Genomic DNA, 21,647 nt, shown 5'->3' with positions numbered 1-21,647 from the left:
CGGCTGAGAGACTGGGAGGAACCGACCACCCCCAGCGCAAAGGACCCTCATGACCCGCGTGATCGCCGGCCGGGCCGGCGGACGCCGTCTGGCCGTCCCGCCGGGCACCGGCACCCGCCCCACCTCCGACCGCGCGCGCGAGGGCCTCTTCTCCACCTGGCAGTCCCTGCTCGGCGGCCCGCTGGAGGGCGAGCGCGTGCTCGACCTGTACGCCGGCTCGGGCGCCGTCGGCCTGGAGGCGCTCAGCCGCGGTGCCGGCCACACCCTGCTCGTGGAGGCGGACGCCCGCGCGGCCAAGGTCATCCGCGACAACGTGAAGACGCTGGGCCTGCCCGGCGCCGAGGTCAGAGCGGGCAAAGCGGAGCAGATCGTCAAGGCGGCGGCGCCCGAGGCACCGTACGACCTGGTCTTCCTGGACCCTCCGTACGTCGTCCCGGACGGCGATCTTCGGGAGATTCTGCTCACACTCCGCACCGGGGGCTGGCTCGCGGAGGATGCGCTCGTCACCGTGGAGCGCAGCACCAGAGGCGGTGAATTCGGCTGGCCGGACGGTTTCGAGGCCGTCAGGGCCCGTCGATACGGCGAGGGAACGTTTTGGTACGGTCGCGCCGCCTCTACGTGCGAAGACGCACGATGACCGGACCGGAGAGCGAGGGACCACTGTTGCGCCGCGCCGTCTGTCCGGGGTCATTCGACCCCATCACCAACGGACACCTCGACATCATCGCCCGCGCCTCCGCGCTCTACGACGTCGTGCACGTCGTGGTGATGATCAATCAGTCGAAGAAGGGCCTGTTCACGGTCGACGAGCGGATCGAGCTGATCCGCGAGGTCACGGCCGAGTTCGGCAACGTCCAGGTCGAGGCCTACCACGGCCTCCTCGTCGACTACTGCAAGCAGCGGGACATCCCGGCCATCGTCAAGGGCCTGCGCGCGGTCAGCGACTTCGACTACGAACTCCAGATGGCCCAGATGAACATCGGCCTCTCGGGTGTCGAGACCCTGTTCATCCCGACCAGCCCCACCTACAGCTTCCTCTCCTCGTCGCTGGTGAAGGAAGTCGCGAACTGGGGCGGTGACATCTCCCACCTGGTGCCGCCGGTGGTCCTGGAGGCGCTCAAGGGGCGGCTCGGCCAGGACTGAGCGACTGACAGTCCGTCACCCGGTGTCGGACGGCAAGGGAGTGGTCGTACAGTCGTCCCGTCCGTCTCCATCACAGCTGTAGAGAGTGGCGAGCACACGGTGGACGTGCAGAAGAAGCTCGATGAGATCGTCCAGACGGTCGGCAGTGCCCGTTCCATGCCCATGTCGGCATCGTGCGTGGTCAACCGCGCCGAGCTGCTCTCGTTGCTGGAAGAGGTGCGCCAGGCGCTGCCCGGCTCCCTCGCCCAGGCGCAGGAGCTGATCGGCGGACGCGAGGAGATGGTCGAGCGGGCCCGTCAGGAGGCCGAGCGGATCATCGAGACCGCGCACGCCGAGCGCGGCTCGCTCATCTCCGACACCGAGGTCGCCCGCCGCTCGCAGAACGAGGCGGACCGCATCCTGAACGAGTCCCGCAGGGAGGCCGAGGAGATCCGCGCGGAGGCCGACGACTACGTCGACTCCCAGCTCGCCAACTTCGAGGTCGTCCTCACCAAGACCCTCGGCTCCGTCGGCCGCGGCCGCGAGAAGCTCCTCGGCACCGGTCCGGGCCTCGACGAGCAGGGCTACGAGGACGAGGACGCCCCCGAGCGCAGCTACGACCCGGAGACCCTGCGCCGCAACGCCGACGAATACGTCGACGCCAAGCTCGGTGCCTTCGAGGCCGTCCTCGCCAAGACCCTGGAGGCCGTCGGCCGCGGCCGGGAGAAGCTCCAGGGCCGGATCGCCAGCGACGACCTCGGCGAACTCGGCTCCTTCGGGGACGACGGGACGCCGGGGGCGCACACCAGCGACGCCGACTACCTCGCCGGCCTCGCGGAGCTCTCCGACGGTCCCGAACAGGGCGCCCGGGCATCGGAGCCGGCCGCCCGGACCCCGGAGCCGGCAGCCCAGCCGTCCTACGGGCAGCAGGACGGGTACGGCTACCAGCAGCAGGCCGACCCGTACGGCTACCAGCAGCAGTACGCCCAGCAGCAGGACGCCTACGGCTACCAGCAGGCCGACCCGTACGCCGCCTACCAGCAGCAGGGCTACGACCAGCAGGGCTACGACCAGAACCAGCAGGTCTACGCCCAGCAGCAGGCCCAGGCCATGGACCAGCAGAACCACGCCCTCGACGAGGCCAGCCTCTTCGACACCAGCATGATCAGCGCGGACCAGCTCAGGGCGTACGAGCAGGGGCGCGGCGGCCACTGACCGTCCGGTCAGCAGGGGCGCGCGCGGCCGCCCGGCCGGGGGCGGGCGTGCACCGGATTGGGCCGAGAGCGAAAGGTCCAGTATCCTGGCTCTTCGGTCGCGTGTACGTCCGCGATCAACGCTGCCCGCGGTACACCGGGGGTGGCATCCCCTGAGATCGAGAACCGAAAGCAGTCATGGCTCTGAACGCCCGCCTCGACCACCGCAATCCTCTCGTGTTCGACACACACGAGCTGGGGCGGCGTCCTGGCGCGCTCCAGCGCCTGACCCGCACGATCGACGCTCCCAGGGATCTCGGGATCCAGGGTGTCATCGGAGTGCCGGAAGGCGCCCCGGTGGAGCTCGAACTCCGTCTCGAGTCGGTCATGGAAGGGGTGCTTGTCACAGGCACCGCCCGTGCATCGGCCGAGGGGGAGTGCGTAAGGTGTCTTGAGCCGCTTGAGCAGGTGCTCGAAGCGGATTTCCAGGAGATGTTCTCGTACCCTGACGCCGACGACCGGGGCCGCCCCAAGGCGGAGCCGGCCGACGACGCCGAGGAAGACGAGGACACGCTCCCTCTCGAGGACGGATTGTTCGACCTCGAACCCGTGCTGCGTGATGCGGTGGTGCTCGCACTGCCGATGCAGCCGGTGTGCCAGGACGACTGCCCGGGTCTGTGCTCCGAATGCGGAGTCCGGCTCGCGGACGACCCGGACCACCACCATGACGCCGTCGACATCCGTTGGGCGGCACTGCAGGGACTCGCCGGTTCACTCGAAGATGGCGAGAAGGACGAGATGAGCGGCGCCGAAGCGGGCGTCGACGAGAAGCAGGAGAAGTAGCCGTGGCTGTTCCGAAGCGGAAGATGTCGCGCAGCAACACGCGCCACCGCCGGTCGCAGTGGAAGGCTGCGGTCCCCACCCTGGTTGCGTGCGAGCGCTGCCACGAGCCCAAGCTGCAGCACATCGCGTGCCCGGCCTGTGGCACCTACAACAAGCGCCAGGTCCTCGAGGTCTGAGCGGCTGGTGAGAGGTCTGATGTCTGACGCCAAGGCGGATTCAACCGCCAAGAAAAAGGCGGACAACACAGCCTCGTCCCACACGCTTCTGGAAGGGCGGCTCGGCTACAAGCTCGAGTCCGCCCTTCTGGTGCGTGCGCTGACCCACCGTTCCTACGCGTACGAGAACGGCGGTCTGCCGACCAACGAGCGTCTGGAGTTCCTCGGGGACTCCGTACTCGGCCTTGTGGTCACGGACACGCTGTACCGCACCCACCCCGACCTGCCCGAGGGCCAACTGGCCAAACTGCGGGCCGCGGTGGTCAATTCTCGTGCACTTGCGGAGGTGGGCCGCGGCCTCGAACTCGGCTCCTTCATCCGGCTCGGCCGGGGCGAGGAAGGCACGGGAGGCCGGGACAAGGCGTCCATCCTCGCCGACACCCTTGAAGCGGTGATCGGCGCTGTCTATCTCGACCAGGGTCTGGAGGCCGCGGGCGAACTCGTCCACCGGCTCTTCGACCCGCTGATCGAGAAGTCCTCGAATCTCGGTGCCGGCCTGGACTGGAAGACCAGCCTCCAGGAGCTCACCGCGACCGAGGGGCTCGGGGTTCCCGAGTACCTGGTCACGGAGACCGGCCCGGACCACGAGAAGGTCTTCACTGCTGCCGCCCGCGTCGGAGGCGTCTCGTACGGCACCGGCACCGGCCGCAGCAAGAAGGAGGCGGAGCAGCAGGCCGCGGAATCCGCGTGGCGTGCCATCCACTCCGCCGCGGACGAACGCGCGAAGTCGGCCCAGGCCGCCGAACAGGTGGCTCGTGCCGCCCAGCAGGCGGCTCAGGACATCGAGGAGACCGCCGACACCTCCTCGACGCCCACCACCGACACGGCCACGGCCTGAATCCTTCACCCCCCGCACGGACCGCGGTGTTCGCGGCCCGTGCGAGGGACCCGCACCAACGGACCCCGCCCCGGCGCACTCGCGCCGCGGCGGGGTCCGCGCGTTGCCGGGCCCGGCGTTGCCGTGCCACGCGTCCCGCGTTGCCGCGCCCGGCGTTCCGCCTCCCCCCCTTCCGGGACGGACCGCCTTCCGGGACGGACCCCCTTTCGGGACGGACCGCCCGCCGACGCCCGCCGCCGGGCGCGATGTACCCTTCCGGCATCACCGGCCAAGCCCGCCCCTCAGGAGGAGTCCCGTGCCCGAGCTGCCCGAAGTCGAAGTCGTGCGGCGGGGGTTGGAGCGCTGGGTCACCGGGCGGGTCGTGCGATCCGTGGACGTCCGGCATCCGCGGGCGGTGCGGCGGCATCTGGCGGGCCCCGACGGCTTCGCGAAGGCGCTCGCCGGGCACCGGGTGGGCGAGGCGATGCGCCGCGGCAAGTACCTGTGGCTGCCCCTCGACGACTCGCCGTACTCCGTGCTCGCGCACCTGGGCATGAGCGGTCAGCTCCTCGTGCAGCCGGAGGACGCCGCCGAGGAGAAGCATCTGCGCATCCGCGTCCGCTTCGACGACGACCGCGGCACCGAGCTGCGCTTCGTCGACCAGCGCACCTTCGGCGGGCTGTCCCTGCACGAGAACACCGCGGACGGCCTCCCCGACGTCATCGCGCACATCGCCCGCGACCCGCTCGACCCCCTCTTCGACGACGCCGCGTTCCACACCGCGCTGCGGGCCCGCCGTACGACCCTCAAGCGCGCCCTGCTCGACCAGTCGCTGATCAGCGGTGTCGGGAACATCTACGCGGACGAGGCGCTGTGGCGCTCCAAGCTGCACTACGAACGCCCGGCCGGAACCATGACCCGGCCGCGCACCGCCGAACTCCTCGGCCACGTCCGCGACGTCATGAACGACGCCCTCGCCGCCGGGGGGACGAGCTTCGACAGCCTGTACGTCAACGTGAACGGCGAGTCGGGCTACTTCGACCGCTCGCTCGACGCGTACGGGCGCGAGGGCGAACCCTGCCGCCGCTGCGGGACCCCGATGCGCCGGCGGGCCTGGATGAACCGCTCCAGCTACTTCTGCCCGCGCTGCCAGCGCGCACCGCGCCCGGCGGTCTGACGATCTGACGGTACGGGCGTCCGGTCCGACGGTCCGAGGCGCCGCCCCGGATCCACGCGCCCCTACGCCCTACGCCTCTTTCCGGGCCTCGTTCTGGGCCGCGCGGGTCTCGTCGTAGCGCCCACGGGCTTCCAGGACGTCGTCCATGCGCCCTTCGACGAAGCCGATGAGGGCCAGCAGGCGCTCGGCGACCTCGCGGCCCAGCGGTGTGAGGGTGTAGTCGACGCGCGGCGGGTTCGTGGGCCACGCGTCACGGTGCACCAGACCGTCGCGCTCCAGCGCGTGCAGGGTCTGCGAGAGCATCTTCTCGCTGACGCCGTCGACCCGGCGGCGCAGCTCGTTGAACCGGAAGGTGCCCTCGTACAGCGCCCCCAGCGTGAGCGAGCCCCAGCGGCCGGTGACGTGTTCCAGCGTGCCCCGGGACGGACAGTCGCGGGCGAACACGTCGTACGCGAGGTCCTTGCCGCCGGCGCACACGGCGCCCTCGCCGCTCCCGGCGCGCTCCGTGATCCGCGCGGACGATTCCATACGACCAGCATACTCAGCCACAGCGCCACCCGGCAGGTTGCACTAACTCCTGGTCAGTGTCTCGAGTCCGCACGTCGATTGCCCATGGGGCTGTCGCCGGACCGGAATCGCTTCAACGACCGCGGATGGCGGCCGGCGCCTCGGGTCGCGGGGGAGAGCGTCAAGGCTGTCAGCGAGTACCTGGGGCACCATGACCCCGGCTTCACGCTGCGGACGTACCCGCACCTGATGCCATCGGCCGGGACTCGGACTCAGGTCGCCGGATGACCCGGAAACACGACATGGCCGACCCCCCCGAGCGGGTCGGCCATGTGATCCGCGGCTGTCTCCGTAGCCGAAGAAGTGAGGGGCCGGGTCTCCGACCTGCACCCCTGCAACCGATCAACGCTGCGACCTGCGGCTTAGTCGTCGACGGTTGTCGGCGTTGGTCGCCGTTGAGCACCCTCGGACGGCCCGGAGACGGCCCGAGGGGGCGCCGTGTGCTGCACTCAACGCGAACTTGCCGGTGCCGCACGGCCAAGGTGTGCCGAGGACGGTGGCGATGCCCCCAAGCAGCAGCGGCAGCATGAGGCCATTGGCATATGCGGCGAAGTCGAGCGCGTCCTCAGCGTGATTACTCAATGCTACTGATTCAATCCGATTGGTGACTAGTCGTGACGTGCACGACGTCCGTAACCAAGGAGAGAACCCTCATGCGACGCATGCTCACCAAGGCGGCCGGCCTGGCCGCCGTCGGCGTGCTGGCCTTCGCCACGGCGCAGCCCACTCAGGCCAACACCCTCAGCAGGCAGCCCGGCCACGCCGCCGCCGAGAGCTCCGCGTACTTCGTGATGACCGACGTCACGCGGGAGGAATTCGTCATCAAGCTGACCAAGCCCGGGGACATCGAGCACGCCCGGGAACTCGTCAGCGGGCAGACCACCGACCGTCCCCACGTGCTCACGCGGATCGTCAAGCGGCAGGCCTCCTACAACCCGCGCTGGAGCTACCACAACAACCCCGACTACACGGAATTCTTCGACCAGGCCATCGAAGTCTGTGACGCGGTCATCCCGTACGTCGAAGACCACATCGACGAAGCCGGCGGCGCCTTCCTGCCCGGCCAGTACTGGTGCGACTGGACCTCGCGCCTCATCAGGGAAATCCCCGCCCCGTAGCTGACCGGCAAGGCCGACCGGAACCGTACCCTCACGACGCCCCGACCCACACAGGGCCACTCGGGCCGACCGTTCGCGGTCGGCCCGCGCACATGCGCCCGATGGTCCCCCTGGCCATGCTTCCCCAGGGTCGGCCGCACTCCACAAGAACGGCCGGAGCCGCTGACTGCTACCGACGGACAGTCTTGAAATCTGCCGGCTTCGCCTTCCCGGGTTCGAATCCTGGCGCCGCCACCCGAATGGGAATCAACTCCTGACCAGCAAGTCTGGTCAGGGGCCGTTCTCGTTCCCGGCTCACGTCAGTGTCCGCCGCTCCCCGCTGTTTTTCGACCGAACGGGCACGAGAGGGGCACGTCGACTGGCGTCCTCTAGGCGTAGGCGGCCAGCAGCGCGGCAAGTAGCCCAGCCCCCACAGCTGTGAAGACCCGTGGCTTCCTCCAGCCCGGTCCCGAAGCCTGGCGGTTCAGCTCCCACATGAGCACCAGGCCGGCACCAAGGCCCAGCGCGTCGCGCAGCAGGAAAATGGTGGTGTTCACTGGGCGCCTCCAGGAGCCTTCGAACGGCAGACGCTCATTTCAGTAAACCGAGATCGTGCAGTCCTTGGACGGGATGCCGGCGAGTTCACACGCGGCCGCGTCTTCCTGGCTCGCGGACGGGTGTTGCTGGAGATACGCCGCCGTCGCGCGCGTCCCGGCGTCGAAGCAGGTCGGATTCTGTCTCACGATCATGCCGAGGATCTTCAGCCGTGCCGTGGCGATCTCGTACTGTCTGCTGGTGTCTGCCCCTTGCGCGATCCGCTGCTGCTGCTTCCGGAACTGGCCGGCCCGCGCCTCGAATTCCTGGTTCGCCTGCGCGCACGTGGTCGACTGCTCGGACGCGTCGTCGTGCTGCGTCGCTCCGACGGCGTAGCCGCCCAGGGCGACGGTGATTGCTCCTGCGCTGACCAGTGCGATCATCGAACGCTTCATGGCCGGGGATCGTATACGCCCAGGTGAGGCCGCTCGTCACCGGTGCCGACCGGCCCATCGACGTGGTTATCGTTCTCGACTCGGGCCCGCGCTCGCGCGGGCACTTGATGGGGTAGAGAAATCTGTGACGCCGGTCTGCTTGAAGGGCCGTGCTCCGCCTTGTCGCTTGTCGGCTCGCAGGTCGGAGCCTGTGTCAGCCTCTCCCTCGGTATGGCCTTGTCCGGCGCGACAAGCGACAAGCGCGCCAGCGGGGTGCGCCACGAGAAGAGCAAGAAGGAGCGGCTTACGGCCGCTGAGACTGAGTGCTTCATCTGGCGGGTGAGGACGTCAGTTGGCGGGCCACAGTGGCTCAGCCGGTGGGCACCGGTCCGTCTCCGGCGACCTCGCGTCGGCAATCGGTGCTGGCATCGGGGCGGGGCTCACGGCTTCCGGCAGGTGTGATCCCGAGACGGAGGAGGCACCGGACGTACAACCGTTGGAGATCGGCAAGGGTCTAGCGATCGAAGGACCGTTCCCCCGGAAGACACCGTCCGTTTACCCGCGTCCCAGCAGAGGATCTCTCCATGCCGATACCCCCGCACAACCGTCGCGCCCCCCGAGCCGCTGTCGCCGCCCTCGGCGCCGCCGGCCTGATCGTGCTGGCCGCGGCTCCCGCCGCCTTCGGCGATGGAGCCGTATCCGACCTGGTCGTCGGAGGCATCGAGCCGATCCACGGGTTGAAACCGGGGGACACCTTCGACCTGCCGGTCACCGTGGCGAACAAGGGCACCGGGGCCGCCGAGAAGGTGTGGGTCTCCTACTCCGTCACCCGGGGGCTCGACTTCGTGGACGTTCCCTCCAATTGCCGTGTACAGCACATTAGGACCTACGACGAGATGACCGAGAACTGGGCCGCGACGTGCGCGTTCGACCAGGCGGTGGAGCCGGGCGTCGTCTACACGCCCGAGAAGCCTCTCCGTGTCAAGGTACTGGACCGCGCGTACATAGACAGGCTGCGTGTGCGTGTCGAGGACGGCGGCGCCCCGATGGACGACGAGAACGGAGATCCGTCGGTGGCGGGGACCGCGCCGGCGGTGAAACTGGTCGAGCGACCGGCCGGGGGCGAGGGTTCCGCGAGACGTGTCCGTGTGCCGGTCACCTCGGTCAACACGGCCGACTACCAGGTGACGGGTGCCGCGTTGAGGGGGCGGGCCGGTGACACGGTGACGATGAAGGTGAAGTTCGCCAACGCCGGGCCCGCCTGGCTTCTGGAAGAGGAAGTGGAGCGGGGCGTCCAGATCATGATCACGCCTCCCGCCGGAACCTCGGTCGTCAAGCGCGACTACTACTGCCACGCCGAGGGCGGGAAGTACCGCTGCCCAGCGCACCTCGGTATGAACATGGCCGAGGACGCCCAAATGGTCTACACCTTCAAGCTGAAGATCGACAAGCGGATCGCGGGCGCCAAGGGCTCGATCGCGCTGACCACCGAACCACGGCCGTTCGACCACAACAAGGCCAACGACAAGGCCGACATCACGCTGGACGTCACGGGCGGGGGGTCGACCGGCTCGACGGGCGGCTCGACCAGCGGCTCCAACGGTTCGACGGGCGGCTCGGCAGATGGCACGGGCGGCTCGACCGGCGGCTCGGCAGATGGCACGGGCGGCTCGACCGGCGGGTCGTCGTCGACCGGTGACGACGGAACGACGTCGAACGGCGGCAACCTGGCAGAGACCGGCTCCTCGACACTGCCGATCACGGGCGCGGCTGCCGCGGCAGTGGTCACGGGGGCGGGCACGCTCCTCATCGCGCGCCGCCGCCGGGCCCGGAACCTGAGCTGACAACCGTCCGACGCGAGCGGTGGTACCCGTCCCGGGCCTCTGGTCCGGGGCTTCCGCGCTGCTTTGATCGGTGGCGCCTCAGGCGGTTCCCGGTTCCGAGCCGACTTGTTCGAGTCCGGACGCATCTCCGCCACGTCGTGCTGCTCGACGAGACCGGACTGATCGAGGTATCCGGCGACCGTCGACGACCAGGCCTGCGAGAGACTCCTCGTCGATCGCCATCGTCGGTTCGGGTGCAAGCCGGGGGGACTTCATGGTGAAGCATGGCCGGGCCGTGGATCTGTCGGACGGCTAAACCCTTCGCCAGCCGGGCGGGCCGGCCGATCCCGGAGATCGATCTGCCCTTCGTCGACGGGCTCGGCCTCAGTGCCTTCGCGCAGGTTGGGAGTGGTGCACGTCGTGCGGCAGGTCAAGTTGCTGCGGCTGCATCGCCCGGTGTTCGCCCCGCCGAAGGGCGGCAAGGAACGCGACGTGCCCTGCCGGAGTCTGTCGCCTTCGCGCTGGCCAAGCACCTCAAGCGGTACCCGGCCGTCAGGATCACGCTGTCTTGGAAGACCCCGGACGGTCCGCCCGTCACGGCATCGCCGATCTTCACCGGACCCATGGGGTTGTCGATGACCGGAACCGCTTCAACGACCGCGAATGGCGGCCGGCGCTGCGGGCCGCGGGGGAGAGCGTCAAGGCGGTCAGCGAGTACCTGGGGCGTCGTGACCCCGGCTTCACGCTGCGGACGTACCCGCACCTGATGCCGTCGGCCGGGACTCGGACCCGGGCCGCCGGGTGACCCGGAAACACGACATGGCCGACCCCCCGAGCGGGTCGGCCATGTGATCCGCGGCTGTCTCAGTAGCCGAAGTCCTGCGTCCACCAAGGGCCGCCCTCGGCGAAGTGGACTCCGACGCCGAGGGTCTTGAAGTCGCAGTTCAGTATGTTGGCCTTGTGGCCGGGGCTGTTCATCCAGGCCTCCATGACGGCTGCCGCGTCGGCCTGGCCGCGGGCTATGTTCTCGCCGCCGAGGCTGGCTATCCCGGCCGTCGCCGCACGGTCCCACGGGCTGAGCCCGCTCGGGTCCGTGTGGTCGAAGAAGTCACGCGCCGCCATGTCCTCGCTGAAGGTCTGGGCCAGGTCCGTCAGGGCGCTGTTCGCGGCGACCGGGCTGCAACCGACCTTGGCGCGCTCGTCGTTGACGAGCTTGAGCACCTCGGCCTCGGCGGCGGTCTGAGCGGACACGTCCACCGGGGTCTTGGCGACCGGGGCCTTCGTCTCCTTCTTGGAGGGCTTCGAAGCTTCGGGAGCCTTGGGCTCCTTCGTCTCCTTCTCCTTGGAGGACCCGTTGCCCTGCTCCTTCGGCGGCTCCGTCGCGGTCGGAGCGGCCGACGGCGGCGTGGAGGTCGAGGGGGCGACGGTCGAGGGGGTCGTCGTGCGACCGGAGCCGCGGCTGGTCGACGTGCCCTCACGGGCGTCCGCGCTGCCCGAGGTGCCGCCCTGCGGGGCGTCCACGTTGGAGGGCGAGCTCGCGGCCTGGATGCTGTCGGAGTTGTTGCTGCCACCGCCGAGCGCGTAGTTGTCGGCGCCGGGCACGACACCGGCCGCGACGGCCACGGTGCCGAGGGCCACGGCCGCCGAGACGCCGAGCAGTCCGGTCTTGACCGGGCTCGGACCCTTCCGCTTGCGGTGCGAGCGGGCCGCGGCGGCGGACGGGAGATCGGCGACGGCCGCGTAGCCGTACAGGTTCTCCGGCCCGTAGCTTTCCGTGTGGGTCCCGCTCGTATCTGTGACTCCGGTGGCGCGCCCTGTGGCGGCGCGGCCGGCGTCGGAGCGTCGGTGGCGTCCCATCTCTTGGGCCTTCCTCGATCTCGAGTCAGCGATCCTCATCTAAACCTCACCCGAAAGAGTGAGTTTCTAATGAGACTCATTGGGTCGGGACGGTACCCCATGGCGCGAGGGGAGGATGTGCTCCAGGAGACATTGTCCGGTTAGCGTGCAGCCATGAACGAGGTTTCACGGCTGGTCGTCTGGGTCCGCGGACGGGTCCAAGGTGTGGGTTTCCGCTGGTTTACGCGGGCCAGGGCGCTGGAGATCGGGGGGCTGAGTGGTTTTGCTCTCAATCTCGACGACGGACGCGTCCAGGTGGTCGCGGAGGGCCCCCGAGCCGGCTGCCAGAGTCTGCTCGACTGGCTCCAGGGAGACGACACGCCCGGCCAGGTGGACGGAGTGACTGAGATCTGGGACACGCCCCGCGGGATCTACGACAGCTTCGCCATCCGCTGACGATGATGCCCGAGAAGGCCCCCGGAAGGTGGCGTGGAGTATGCCAACGGCACCCGTCAGTAGTGGAAACGGCCTGGTGGTTGCCAAGAACGGCTCGAAGTGGCAGGCTCCCGAGATAACGATGATCCCGACGCCCTGAGGGCCCCGCCGGAGTCGCAGCGCCGCCGTTTCACAAGCCGCGCGACAGTGGGTTGCCCGCCGATACGGGGTGTGATCGTGTTGACCGTCAAACTTTTTGGTGAGACGCTGAAAGCCCCGCGCACCTTAGCTGTTTGGCATGTGGAACGGCAGCAGGACATCAGCAGTGTCAAGCATCGCGGGTGCGATTCCCTCACGACCCACACCGCTTCGGTCGGTCACTCAGTGTGGAGGACCATCCATCATGGCAAAGGCGCTTCTCGGTTACGTCGGCGGTTCCGACCCGCGACTCATTGCCGAGATGCGACGGCTCCAGCAGCGCGTCCAGGACCTCGAATCCGAGCTCGTACGGATCCAGGCCGAGAACGACGCGCTCGCGGCTGCCGCTTCTCACGACTCGCTTCTCGAGAGCATCGACGTACCCCAGGCGGAGCCTGCGCTCACCTGACCACTGCACCGCACCATGACAGCAGTGGTTGGGCAGCCCGAATCAACCGCTAAGTTGTCGGATTTGCAAGGGACGCCGTCCGGCGTCCCTTCTTTCTTTCCCCCCGGGCACCCCTCCCCCTCTTCAACGTCTGGTGTGCCCTGCGCGTTCATGGGCGAAACCGCGCGTTCATGGAGTGAGACCGGCCCGAAAGGTAGAGTCCAGCGGCGTGCACCTCAAGGCCCTGACCCTGCGGGGGTTCAAGTCGTTCGCCTCGGCGACCACGCTGCGGTTCGAGCCGGGCATCACCTGTGTCGTGGGCCCCAACGGCTCGGGCAAGTCCAACGTCGTGGACGCGCTCAGCTGGGTCATGGGCGAGCAGGGGGCCAAGTCGCTGCGCGGCGGCAAGATGGAGGACGTCATCTTCGCCGGCACCACCGGGCGTCCGCCGCTCGGCCGTGCCGAGGTCTCCCTCACCATCGACAACTCCGACGGGGCGCTGCCCATCGAGTACGCCGAGGTCACCATCACGCGGATCATGTTCCGCAACGGCGGCAGCGAGTACCAGATCAACGGCGACACCTGCCGACTGCTCGACATCCAGGAGCTGTTGTCCGACTCCGGCATCGGCCGTGAGATGCACGTCATCGTCGGACAGGGCCAGCTCGACTCCGTCCTGCACGCCGACCCGATGGGCCGCCGCGCCTTCATCGAGGAGGCGGCGGGCGTCCTCAAGCACCGCAAGCGCAAGGAGAAGGCGCTGCGGAAACTGGACGCGATGAAGGCGAACCTCGCCCGCGTCCAGGACCTGACCGACGAACTGCGGCGCCAGCTCAAGCCGCTCGGCCGGCAGGCCGCCGTGGCCCGCCGCGCCGCCGTCATCCAGGCCGACCTGCGCGACGCCCGGCTGCGGCTCCTCGCCGACGACCTCGTACGTCTGCGCGGGGCGCTCCAGTCCGAGATCGCCGACGAGGCCGCGCTCAAGGAGCGCAAGGAATCCGCCGAGGCCGAGCTGAAGCAGGCACTCCAGCGGGAGGCCCTGCTGGAGGACGAGGTACGGCAGCTGACGCCGCGTCTCCAGCGCGCCCAGCAGACCTGGTACGAACTCTCCCAGCTCGCGGAGCGGGTGCGCGGCACGGTCTCGCTGGCGGACGCGCGGGTGAAGAGCGCCACCTCGGTGCCCGCGGAGGAACGGCGCGGACGCGACCCCGAGGACATGGAGCGCGAGGCCGCCCGCGTCCGCGAGCAGGAGGCCGAACTCGAAGCGGCCCTGGAGGCGGCCGAGCGCGCCCTGGAGGACACCGTCGCGCACCGCGCCGAACTGGAACGCGAACTCACCGTCGAGGAGCGCCGGCTCAAGGACGTGGCCCGCGCCATCGCCGACCGCCGCGAGGGCCTCGCCCGCCTGGGCGGCCAGGTCAACGCCGCCCGTTCGCGCGCCGCTTCCGCGCAGGCCGAGATCGACCGGCTCGCCGCCTCCCGCGACGAGGCCCAGGAGCGCGCGGTCACGGCCCAGGAGGAGTACGAGCAGCTGAAGGCCGAGGTCGACGGTCTCGACGCGGGCGACGCCGACCTCGCCGAGCAGCACGAGGCGGCCAGGCGGGCCCTGTCCGACGCGGAGGCCGCGCTGACCGCCGCCCGCGAGGCCGCCACCGCCGCCGAACGGGGGCGGGCCGCCACCCGGGCCCGCCGTGACGCCCTCGCCCTCGGCCTGCGGCGCAAGGACGGCACGGGAGCGCTGCTCGGCGCCACGGACCGGCTCACCGGGGTCCTCGGTCCCGCCGCCGGACTGCTCTCGGTCACCTCCGGCTTCGAGGTCGCGCTCGCCGCCGCGTTCGGCGCGGCCGCCGACGCCGTCGCGGTCGCCACCCCCGCCTCGGCCGCCGAGGCCATCCGCCTGCTGCGCAAACAGGACGCGGGCCGCGCGGCCCTGCTGCTCGCCGGAACACCCGAGGAACCCGCCGCCGAGGCCCACGTCGGCGCCGGACCGGCGGACGGCGCCTCCAGGGACGTACCCCTTGACCACGACGCGCCGCCGTACGCCGCCGATCTCGTCCGGGGCCCCGCCGAACTGATGCCCGCCGTACGACGCCTGCTGCGCGGGATCGTCGTCGTCGGCACCCTGGAGGAGGCCGAGGACCTGGTCCAAGCGCGGCCCGGACTCACCACGGTGACCGCCGAGGGCGACCTGCTTTCGGCGCACTTCGCGCACGGCGGGTCCGCCGGAGCGCCCAGTCTGCTCGAAGTGCAGGCCTCCGTGGACGAGGCGGCGGCCGAACTGGAGGAACTGGCCGTCCGCTGCGAGGAGTTGGCCGAGGCGCAGCGGCTGGCCACCGAACAGCGCAAGGAACGGGCCGCGCTCGTCGAGGAGCTGGGGGAGCGGCGGCGGGCCGCCGAGCGGGAGAAGTCGTCCGTCGCGCAGCAGCTCGGCCGGCTGGCCGGGCAGGCGCGGGGCGCCGCGGGCGAGGCCGAGCGGAGCACCGCGGCGGCCGCCCGGGCGCAGGAAGCGCTCGACCGGGCCGTGACCGAGGCCGAGGAACTGGCCGAACGGCTCGCCGTGGCCGAGGAGATGCCCGTCGAGGAGGAACCCGACACCTCGGTACGGGACCGGCTCGCCGCGGACGGCGCCAACGCGCGGCAGACGGAGATGGAGGCCCGGCTCCAGGTGCGCACGCACGAGGAGCGGGTCAAGGGCCTCGCGGGACGGGCCGACTCGCTGGACCGCGCCGCCCGCGCCGAACGCGAGGCACGCGCGCGTGCGGAGCAGCGCCGGGCGCGGCTGCGTCACGAGGCGGCCGTCGCCGCGGCCGTCGCCTCCGGCGCACGGCAACTGCTCGCGCACGTCGAGATCTCGCTCGCCCGTGCCGAGGAGGAGCGCACCGCGGCCGACAGCGCGAAGGCCCGCCGTGAGCAGGAGCTCGTGACCGCGCGGGGCCGGGGCCGCGATCTCAAGGCGGAGCTCGACAAGCTCACCGACTCGGTGCACCGGGGCGAGGTGCTCGGCGCCGAGAAGCGGATGCGCATCGAGCAGCTGGAGGCGAAGGCGCTGGACGAACTCGGCGTCGAGCCGGCGGGACTCGTCGCGGACTACGGCCCCGACCAGCTCGTACCGCCGTCGCTGCCCGCCGAGGGCGAGGAACTGCCCGAGGACCCCGAGCACCCGCGCAACCAGCCCCGGCGGTTCCACCGCGCCGAGCAGGAGAAGCGGCTCAGGTCGGCCGAGCGGGCGTACCAGCAGCTCGGCAAGGTCAATCCGCTGGCCCTGGAGGAGTTCGCCGCGCTGGAGGAGCGCCACAAGTTCCTCAGCGAGCAGCTGGAGGACCTCAAGAAGACGCGCGCCGACCTTCTCCAGGTGATCAAGGAGGTCGACGAGCGCGTCGAGCAGGTCTTCACCGAGGCGTACCGGGACACCGCCCGGGAGTTCGAGGGCGTCTTCGGCCGGCTGTTCCCGGGCGGCGACGGGCGGCTCATCCTGACCGACCCCGACAACATGCTCACCACGGGTGTCGACGTGGAGGCCAGGCCGCCGGGCAAGAAGGTCAAGCGGCTCAGCCTGCTCTCCGGCGGCGAACGGTCGCTGACCGCTGTCGCGCTGCTCGTGTCGATCTTCAAGGCGCGCCCCAGCCCGTTCTACGTGATGGACGAGGTCGAGGCCGCGCTGGACGACACCAACCTCCAGCGGCTGATCAGGATCATGCAGGAGCTGCAGGAGGCCTCCCAGCTCATCGTGATCACGCACCAGAAGCGCACGATGGAGGTCGCCGACGCGCTGTACGGCGTCTCCATGCAGGGCGACGGCGTCTCGAAGGTCATCAGCCAGCGCCTGCGCTGATCGCCGGGCACGTCATCGGCTAGCGCCCGCGCTGATCGCCGGGCAGGTCGCCGGGCCGCCGCCTACGGCTGGTCGTCCGGTTCCGGCGGATCCTCGCCCAAGCCCACGCCCTCGTCGGCGAGTTCGGCGAGCACCTCGGCGTGGCAGCGCTCGGGAACGCACCAGCAGCCGAGGCGGTGGCCGCGCAGGGCGGGGAGCCGGGCCAGCAGCTCCGGGCGTGCCAGCAGGTAGGCGCGGTACATCTCGACGACCTCCTCCCGGGTGCCGTCGTGGCCCGGGCGGAACGGGCTCGCCAGCGGGGAGCCGGCCAGATGCCAGCCGCCCCGGTGCACGGCGCGCCCCACGTACACCACGTCGGCGTACGCGGGATCGTCGCGGTGGCCCTTGAGGTTGACGACCGTGGTCTGCGGCATGCCCGGATCCTCGTCGCTCCGGGGGCCGCGGGCAACGTGAACACGGCCGGTGCCGGGACGGGCGTCCGGAGTCGCTCCGCGGACCGCGACCCGTGCCTCGCGCCCCGCGGGCGGCTCCCGGAGGGCGGGCTCCCCGCGTGCCGCTGGGCCGCCGGCCCACCGTGTTCCGCGGGCCCCGCCCACCGCATGCCGCGCGTCACACCTCGGACGCCGTTCGTGACCGGCGCCCCGGAGCAGCCTTCCGTCCAGCGCCCGAGCCGGTGGCTCCGGCGCGCCCGATCAGCCGAACGGGTCGGCCGCGGGCAAGCCGACACGCCGTGGAATTCGCCGACTTCACCCGGCGGGGCGCGGGTTCGGCCGGGTGGGCTTCGTGGGCTTCGTTGGGCCATTCAGGCACTTGATGTTCAAGTCTTGAACACAACTGCGCCACGTCGGCGGGGGATATTCACAAGTACCCAAGTTTGACTTCGAAAGTTGAAGGCATATTCTCTCCGACGTTGCTTTTACCTTCAGGTGGTGGCCCGCGTGAACCTGTGCGCCACTGGTAACCACCAGCGAAGGCTTTCGCCCCCCACCCCCGGCAGCGAGGCCGGTGGCCCGAGGAGTCTTACGTGACCAGCGGATCGCAGGCACCTATGTCAGAAGCCAGGTCGGCTCATCCCGAGCATCTCGGGCATGTCATCTTCATCGCGGCGGCGGCCGCGATGGGCGGCTTCCTGTTCGGCTACGACAGTGCCGTGATCAACGGCGCGGTCGAGGCCATCCGGGACCGTTACGACATCGGCTCCGCGACCCTGGCCCAGGTCATCGCCATCGCGCTGATCGGCTGTGCCATCGGCGCAGCGTCCGCCGGCCGCATGGCCGACCGCATCGGACGCATCCGTTGCATGCAGATCTCCTCGGTCCTCTTCACCGTCAGCGCGGTCGGCTCGGCGCTGCCCTTCGCGCTGTGGGACCTCGCCTTCTGGCGCATCGTCGGCGGATTCGCCATCGGCATGGCCTCCGTCATCGGCCCCGCCTACATCGCCGAGGTCTCCCCGGCCGCGTACCGCGGACGGCTCGGCTCGTTCCAGCAGGCCGCGATCGTCGTCGGCATCGCCATCTCGCAGCTCGTCAACTACGCCATCCTGAACGCCGCCGACGGCGACCAGCGCGGTCAGCTCTTCGGCATCGAGGCCTGGCAGGTCATGCTCGGCGTCATGGTCATCCCGGCCGTCCTCTACGGTCTGCTCTCCTTCGCCATCCCCGAGTCGCCGCGCTTCCTGCTCGAAGTGGGCCGCAGGGACCGTGCCCGTGAGGTGCTCAAGGAGGTCGAGGGCGACAAGATCGACCTGGACGCCCGCGTCGCCGAGATCGAGCACGCCATGAAGCGCGAGCACAAGTCGACCTTCAAGGACCTGCTCGGCGGCGGCTTCCTCTTCCTGCCGATCGTCTGGGTCGGCATCGGCCTTTCGGTCTTCCAGCAGTTCGTCGGCATCAACATCGCGTTCTACTACTCCGCGACGCTGTGGCAGTCGGTCGGCGTCGACCCGACGGACTCGTTCTTCTACTCGTTCACCACGTCGATCATCAACATCATCGGCACCGTGATCGCCATGATCTTCGTGGACCGTGTCGGCCGTAAGCCGCTCGCCCTCATCGGCTCGGTGGGTATGGCCATCGGTCTCGGCCTGGAGGCCTGGGCCTTCTCCTTCGACCTCGTCGACGGCAAGCTGCCGGCCGCCCAGGGCTGGGTCGCCCTGATCGCCGCCCACGTCTTCGTCCTCTTCTTCGCCCTCTCCTGGGGTGTCGTGGTCTGGGTCTTCCTCGGCGAGATGTTCCCGAACCACATCCGCGCCGCCGCGCTCGGTGTCGCCGCCTCCGCGCAGTGGATCGCCAACTGGGCCATCACCGCGAGCTTCCCGTCGCTGGCCGACTGGAACCTCTCCGGCACCTATGTGATCTACACGTGCTTCGCCGTCCTCTCCATCCCCTTCGTGCTCAAGTTCGTCAAGGAGACGAAGGGCAAGACCCTGGAGGAGATGGGCTGACCGCCCGCGTCACCGGCGGCTCCCCACGGCCGCCGGTGATTCCCCGGAACTCGGGGAGAAGGGCCAAGTCCCCGCTGCCCCTCTCCTCGTACTCGTGAAAGAGGGCGTGCCGCCCCGGCTCGGACCGTCAGGTCACGCGAGCCGGGGCAGCACGCTTTCGCAGAAGAGACGCAGGCTGCGCCAGCCCTCGTCCACGGGCATCCCGCCGGACAGCGGGTGCAGGACGAGGTTGTCGAGGCCCTGCTCCACGCACTGGTCGGGCGTGAGGACGCGGTAGACGCCCTCGGCGCGCAGCTCCCCGACCGTCGTGGCCGCCGACTTCACCGCCGAGCGGATCTCGCCGGACTGCCAGGAGGCGTACGTCCGTGCCTCGTGCAGGAAGTGGCGGCCGTACTCGGCCCAGGCCCGGTCCGGGTCCTCGGCGATGTGCAGCAGCGGCGTCTCGGCGCCGGGCATCATGGTCCAGCCCTCGGTGCCGTACTCGATGAGCCGCTCCTTGTAATAGGCCTCCAGCTCGGGCAGGTGCGCGCTCGGGAAGAACGGCAGCCCGAGCCGGGCGGCACGCCGGGCCGCGGCCCTGGAGGAGCCGCCCACCAGCAGAAGGGGGTGCGGGTCCGAGAACGGGCGCGGGGTGACCCGTACCGTGCGGCCCCGGTAGGTGAACTCCTCGCCGGTCCACGCCTTCAGCAGCGTCTCCAGAAGCTCGTCCTGGAGTTTGCCGCGCCGCTTCCAGTCCACGTCGAACTGCGCGTACTCCTCGGGCCGGTAGCCGATGCCGGCCACGGTCACCAGGCGGCCGCCGCTGAGCAGGTCCAGTACGGCGATGTCCTCGGCGAGACGCAGCGGGTCGTGCAGCGGGCCGATGACCGCCGAGACGGTGACCGCGATCTGCCGGGTGGCACCGAAGACCGCGCCCGCGAACGCGAAGGGCGAGGGCAGCCAGTTGTTGGCGGCGCCGTGGTGTTCCTCGGTCTGCACGGTGGTGATCCCGCGGTCGTCGGCGTACGTGGCCATCTCGACGGCGGCACGGTAGCGGGCGCTGAGCGAGGCGGGGGTGGCGTCGGGTTCGACGAGGTTGAAGCGCACGACCGTCACGGGCATGGGGAGTCCCCCTTCGTGTGTGGAGGGGGACGGTAGCTGACTGGGCGTCAGGTTGCCAGAGCGCGGAACCGGTGGGGTCTGTCCATGGGAGGTGACGTTGCGGTAAGGGTGTGTCACGGCCCACGGCATGGGCCGTGACAGACCCTGGGTACGCTGCGCGCACCCGTGCGCACCTCGTGAAACCAGAGCAGTCGGCTTGCCGCCGCCCGCTGATACTGGGGGCGTTGTGACTCCGCCCTGAAGGCTTCCCGCCGACGCGCGGCCGAGCGGCGGACCAGCCCGGCCCGCGGGGGCACGCGGCCCCCGCACGGACAACGCCTGGGCGGAGGATAGGTCACGCATACTGGGTTTGTTATGGAAACCATCATCCTTGCTGTAGTCATCGCCGTGGTGGTGATCGGCGCGCTCGGTGGGCTCATCGTCGGCAGTCGCAAGCGGAAGCAGCTGCCCCCGCCGCCCCCCGCCGCCCCCGACATCACCGCCCCTCCGGCCGAACCGCACGTCGGCGACGAAGCCGAGACGCCGCGCGAAGAACCGCGCCGCACGATAGAGGAGGTGGATCTCTCCGACGGCCCGGCCGCCCCGTCGGTCGTCGTCGAGGAACCTCCGGCCGCCCCCCAGATCGAGATCCCGGAGCCGACCGCCGGGCGCCTGGTGCGCCTGCGCACCCGGCTCTCCCGCTCGCAGAACGCGCTCGGCAAGGGACTGCTCACGCTGCTCTCGCGCGAGCACCTCGACGACGACACCTGGGAGGAGATCGAGGACACGCTGCTCGTCGCCGACGTCGGTGTGCAGCCCACCCAGGAACTGGTCGACCGGCTGCGCGAGCGCGTGAAGGTGCTCGGCACGCGGACGCCGGACGAGCTGCGCGGCCTGCTGCGCGAGGAGCTGATCCAGCTGCTCGTCCCGGAGTTCGACCGCGTGGTCAAGACCGACTCGAACCTCGACACCCCGGGCATCGTGATGGTCGTCGGCGTCAACGGCACCGGCAAGACCACCACCACCGGCAAGCTCGCACGGGTGCTCGTCGCCGACGGCAAGAGCGTCGTGCTGGGCGCGGCCGACACCTTCCGTGCCGCCGCCGCCGACCAGCTCCAGACCTGGGGCGAACGCGTGGGCGCTCGTACCGTCCGCGGCCCCGAGGGCGGCGACCCCGCCTCGATCGCGTTCGACGCGGTCAAGGAGGGCATCGAGGAGGGCGCGGACGTCGTCCTCATCGACACGGCGGGCCGGCTCCACACCAAGACCGGCCTCATGGACGAGCTCGGCAAGGTCAAGCGCGTCGTGGAGAAGCACGCGCCGCTCGACGAGGTGCTGCTCGTGCTCGACGCGACCACCGGGCAGAACGGTCTGGTGCAGGCGCGGGTGTTCGCCGAGGTCGTCGAGATCACCGGCATCGTGCTGACCAAGCTCGACGGCACCGCGAAGGGCGGCATCGTCATCGCGGTGCAGCGCGAGCTGGGCGTCCCGGTCAAGCTGGTGGGGCTCGGCGAGGGCGCGGACGACCTGGCGCCGTTCGAGCCGGAGGCGTTCGTTGACGCCCTCATCGGCGAGTGACCACCCGCGTGAACGCGTAGGTGACCGAAGAAGCG

General features: G+C 70.2%; 20 protein-coding genes and 1 pseudogene. 15 read left to right on the top strand and 6 right to left on the bottom strand.

Going from position 1 to position 21,647, the window contains the following annotated elements:
• Nucleotides 1-49: 49 nt before the first annotated feature.
• From rsmD to mutM, 7 genes are all read left to right on the top strand, one after another.
• Nucleotides 50-637: a 16S rRNA (guanine(966)-N(2))-methyltransferase RsmD gene (gene rsmD, locus ACFYW9_RS13300; protein ID WP_351868816.1), complete on the top strand. Its 588-nt coding sequence runs from the start codon at nucleotides 50-52 to the stop codon at nucleotides 635-637.
• A 26-nt stretch (nucleotides 638-663) separates the two neighbouring features.
• Nucleotides 664-1,143, top strand: a complete 480-nt coding sequence (gene coaD, locus ACFYW9_RS13295) for a pantetheine-phosphate adenylyltransferase (protein ID WP_326790782.1) — start codon at nucleotides 664-666, stop codon at nucleotides 1,141-1,143.
• Between the two features lie 99 nt (nucleotides 1,144-1,242).
• Nucleotides 1,243-2,337: a cell division initiation protein gene (locus tag ACFYW9_RS13290; protein WP_389148640.1), complete on the top strand. Its 1,095-nt coding sequence runs from the start codon at nucleotides 1,243-1,245 to the stop codon at nucleotides 2,335-2,337.
• 176 nt (nucleotides 2,338-2,513) lie between these two features.
• Nucleotides 2,514-3,158, top strand: coding sequence for a YceD family protein (locus ACFYW9_RS13285; protein WP_389148637.1), 645 nt, complete (start codon nucleotides 2,514-2,516; stop codon nucleotides 3,156-3,158).
• Between the two features lie 2 nt (nucleotides 3,159-3,160).
• The gene (gene rpmF, locus ACFYW9_RS13280; RefSeq protein WP_006139588.1) at nucleotides 3,161-3,334 is read left to right on the top strand and encodes a 50S ribosomal protein L32; all 174 of its coding nucleotides are present in this window, start codon (nucleotides 3,161-3,163) and stop codon (nucleotides 3,332-3,334) included.
• 19 nt (nucleotides 3,335-3,353) lie between these two features.
• On the top strand, nucleotides 3,354-4,211 hold the full coding sequence (gene rnc / locus ACFYW9_RS13275; RefSeq protein ID WP_351868824.1) for a ribonuclease III: 858 nt from the start codon (nucleotides 3,354-3,356) through the stop codon (nucleotides 4,209-4,211).
• Between the two features lie 295 nt (nucleotides 4,212-4,506).
• Nucleotides 4,507-5,367, top strand: a complete 861-nt coding sequence (gene mutM / locus ACFYW9_RS13270) for a bifunctional DNA-formamidopyrimidine glycosylase/DNA-(apurinic or apyrimidinic site) lyase (RefSeq protein WP_351868830.1) — start codon at nucleotides 4,507-4,509, stop codon at nucleotides 5,365-5,367.
• A gap of 69 nt (nucleotides 5,368-5,436) precedes the next feature.
• Here the strand turns inward: mutM and ACFYW9_RS13265 are convergent, their stop codons facing one another.
• Nucleotides 5,437-5,895, bottom strand: a complete 459-nt coding sequence (locus ACFYW9_RS13265; RefSeq protein ID WP_389148631.1) for a winged helix-turn-helix transcriptional regulator — start codon at nucleotides 5,893-5,895, stop codon at nucleotides 5,437-5,439.
• A gap of 692 nt (nucleotides 5,896-6,587) precedes the next feature.
• Here ACFYW9_RS13265 and ACFYW9_RS13260 point away from each other — a divergent pair.
• Nucleotides 6,588-7,052 (top strand): calmodulin-binding protein, encoded by a 465-nt coding sequence (locus ACFYW9_RS13260; RefSeq protein WP_389148628.1) that lies wholly within the window; start codon nucleotides 6,588-6,590, stop codon nucleotides 7,050-7,052.
• A gap of 368 nt (nucleotides 7,053-7,420) precedes the next feature.
• On the opposite strand, the gene ACFYW9_RS13255 is transcribed toward ACFYW9_RS13260, so the two are convergent.
• Together ACFYW9_RS13255 and ACFYW9_RS13250 are read right to left on the bottom strand one after the other, a co-directional pair.
• Nucleotides 7,421-7,588 (bottom strand): hypothetical protein, encoded by a 168-nt coding sequence (locus ACFYW9_RS13255; protein WP_389148625.1) that lies wholly within the window; start codon nucleotides 7,586-7,588, stop codon nucleotides 7,421-7,423.
• Nucleotides 7,589-7,627: 39 nt separating this feature from the next.
• Nucleotides 7,628-8,020, bottom strand: a complete 393-nt coding sequence (locus ACFYW9_RS13250) for a hypothetical protein (protein ID WP_389148622.1) — start codon at nucleotides 8,018-8,020, stop codon at nucleotides 7,628-7,630.
• Nucleotides 8,021-8,583: 563 nt separating this feature from the next.
• On the opposite strand from ACFYW9_RS13250, the gene ACFYW9_RS13245 reads away from it, so the two are divergent.
• Nucleotides 8,584-9,843: a hypothetical protein gene (locus tag ACFYW9_RS13245; RefSeq protein WP_389148619.1), complete on the top strand. Its 1,260-nt coding sequence runs from the start codon at nucleotides 8,584-8,586 to the stop codon at nucleotides 9,841-9,843.
• Nucleotides 9,844-10,227: 384 nt separating this feature from the next.
• Nucleotides 10,228-10,627 (top strand): annotated as a pseudogene (locus tag ACFYW9_RS13240) (site-specific integrase); the annotation flags it as partial.
• 59 nt (nucleotides 10,628-10,686) lie between these two features.
• On the opposite strand, the gene ACFYW9_RS13235 reads toward ACFYW9_RS13240, so the two are convergent.
• Nucleotides 10,687-11,679, bottom strand: coding sequence for a CAP domain-containing protein (locus ACFYW9_RS13235; protein ID WP_389148616.1), 993 nt, complete (start codon nucleotides 11,677-11,679; stop codon nucleotides 10,687-10,689).
• A 153-nt stretch (nucleotides 11,680-11,832) separates the two neighbouring features.
• Here ACFYW9_RS13235 and ACFYW9_RS13230 point away from each other — a divergent pair, with 153 nt between their 5' ends.
• The 3 genes from ACFYW9_RS13230 to smc all read left to right on the top strand — a co-directional run bounded on the left by ACFYW9_RS13230 (nucleotide 11,833) and on the right by smc (nucleotide 16,511).
• Complete coding sequence (locus tag ACFYW9_RS13230) at nucleotides 11,833-12,114, top strand: acylphosphatase (RefSeq protein WP_389148613.1); 282 nt, start codon at nucleotides 11,833-11,835, stop codon at nucleotides 12,112-12,114.
• 382 nt (nucleotides 12,115-12,496) lie between these two features.
• A complete protein-coding gene (locus ACFYW9_RS13225; protein WP_028802434.1) occupies nucleotides 12,497-12,700 on the top strand; it encodes a hypothetical protein in 204 nt (67 codons plus the stop codon).
• 208 nt (nucleotides 12,701-12,908) lie between these two features.
• Nucleotides 12,909-16,511, top strand: coding sequence for a chromosome segregation protein SMC (smc, locus tag ACFYW9_RS13220; RefSeq protein ID WP_389148610.1), 3,603 nt, complete (start codon nucleotides 12,909-12,911; stop codon nucleotides 16,509-16,511).
• Nucleotides 16,512-16,573: 62 nt separating this feature from the next.
• Here the strand turns inward: smc and ACFYW9_RS13215 are convergent, their stop codons facing one another.
• Nucleotides 16,574-16,924 (bottom strand): DUF4326 domain-containing protein, encoded by a 351-nt coding sequence (locus ACFYW9_RS13215; protein WP_389148607.1) that lies wholly within the window; start codon nucleotides 16,922-16,924, stop codon nucleotides 16,574-16,576.
• A 611-nt stretch (nucleotides 16,925-17,535) separates the two neighbouring features.
• Here ACFYW9_RS13215 and ACFYW9_RS13210 point away from each other — a divergent pair.
• On the top strand, nucleotides 17,536-18,954 hold the full coding sequence (locus ACFYW9_RS13210) for a sugar porter family MFS transporter (RefSeq protein ID WP_389148604.1): 1,419 nt from the start codon (nucleotides 17,536-17,538) through the stop codon (nucleotides 18,952-18,954).
• Nucleotides 18,955-19,086: 132 nt separating this feature from the next.
• On the opposite strand, the gene ACFYW9_RS13205 is transcribed toward ACFYW9_RS13210, so the two are convergent.
• Complete coding sequence (locus ACFYW9_RS13205) at nucleotides 19,087-20,055, bottom strand: LLM class flavin-dependent oxidoreductase (RefSeq protein ID WP_389148601.1); 969 nt, start codon at nucleotides 20,053-20,055, stop codon at nucleotides 19,087-19,089.
• Nucleotides 20,056-20,409: 354 nt separating this feature from the next.
• Between ACFYW9_RS13205 and ftsY the strand changes: the two genes are divergently transcribed.
• Nucleotides 20,410-21,612, top strand: coding sequence for a signal recognition particle-docking protein FtsY (gene ftsY, locus ACFYW9_RS13200; RefSeq protein ID WP_351868858.1), 1,203 nt, complete (start codon nucleotides 20,410-20,412; stop codon nucleotides 21,610-21,612).
• Nucleotides 21,613-21,647 lie beyond the last annotated feature (35 nt).

The organism is Streptomyces sp. NPDC002698, assembly GCF_042888945.1.
Taxonomy (GTDB): domain Bacteria; phylum Actinomycetota; class Actinomycetes; order Streptomycetales; family Streptomycetaceae; genus Streptomyces.
The sequence above is the reverse complement of the archived record's forward strand: the minus strand, read 5'-3'. Positions and strand labels throughout refer to the sequence as shown.

What these genes read in the sequence shown, in the direction of transcription:
- ACFYW9_RS13205 (WP_389148601.1), bottom strand. Translation starts at nt 20,055, where the DNA reads ATGCCCGTGACGGTCGTGCGCTTCAACCTCGTCGAACCCGACGCCACC.
- ACFYW9_RS13215 (WP_389148607.1), bottom strand. Translation starts at nt 16,924, where the DNA reads ATGCCGCAGACCACGGTCGTCAACCTCAAGGGCCACCGCGACGATCCC.
- ACFYW9_RS13225 (WP_028802434.1), top strand. Translation starts at nt 12,497, where the DNA reads ATGGCAAAGGCGCTTCTCGGTTACGTCGGCGGTTCCGACCCGCGACTC.
- rsmD (WP_351868816.1), top strand. Translation starts at nt 50, where the DNA reads ATGACCCGCGTGATCGCCGGCCGGGCCGGCGGACGCCGTCTGGCCGTC.
- ACFYW9_RS13250 (WP_389148622.1), bottom strand. Translation starts at nt 8,020, where the DNA reads ATGAAGCGTTCGATGATCGCACTGGTCAGCGCAGGAGCAATCACCGTC.
- ftsY (WP_351868858.1), top strand. Translation starts at nt 20,410, where the DNA reads ATGGAAACCATCATCCTTGCTGTAGTCATCGCCGTGGTGGTGATCGGC.
- ACFYW9_RS13260 (WP_389148628.1), top strand. Translation starts at nt 6,588, where the DNA reads ATGCGACGCATGCTCACCAAGGCGGCCGGCCTGGCCGCCGTCGGCGTG.
- ACFYW9_RS13265 (WP_389148631.1), bottom strand. Translation starts at nt 5,895, where the DNA reads ATGGAATCGTCCGCGCGGATCACGGAGCGCGCCGGGAGCGGCGAGGGC.
- ACFYW9_RS13245 (WP_389148619.1), top strand. Translation starts at nt 8,584, where the DNA reads ATGCCGATACCCCCGCACAACCGTCGCGCCCCCCGAGCCGCTGTCGCC.
- ACFYW9_RS13235 (WP_389148616.1), bottom strand. Translation starts at nt 11,679, where the DNA reads ATGGGACGCCACCGACGCTCCGACGCCGGCCGCGCCGCCACAGGGCGC.
- rnc (WP_351868824.1), top strand. Translation starts at nt 3,354, where the DNA reads ATGTCTGACGCCAAGGCGGATTCAACCGCCAAGAAAAAGGCGGACAAC.
- ACFYW9_RS13285 (WP_389148637.1), top strand. Translation starts at nt 2,514, where the DNA reads ATGGCTCTGAACGCCCGCCTCGACCACCGCAATCCTCTCGTGTTCGAC.
- ACFYW9_RS13230 (WP_389148613.1), top strand. Translation starts at nt 11,833, where the DNA reads ATGAACGAGGTTTCACGGCTGGTCGTCTGGGTCCGCGGACGGGTCCAA.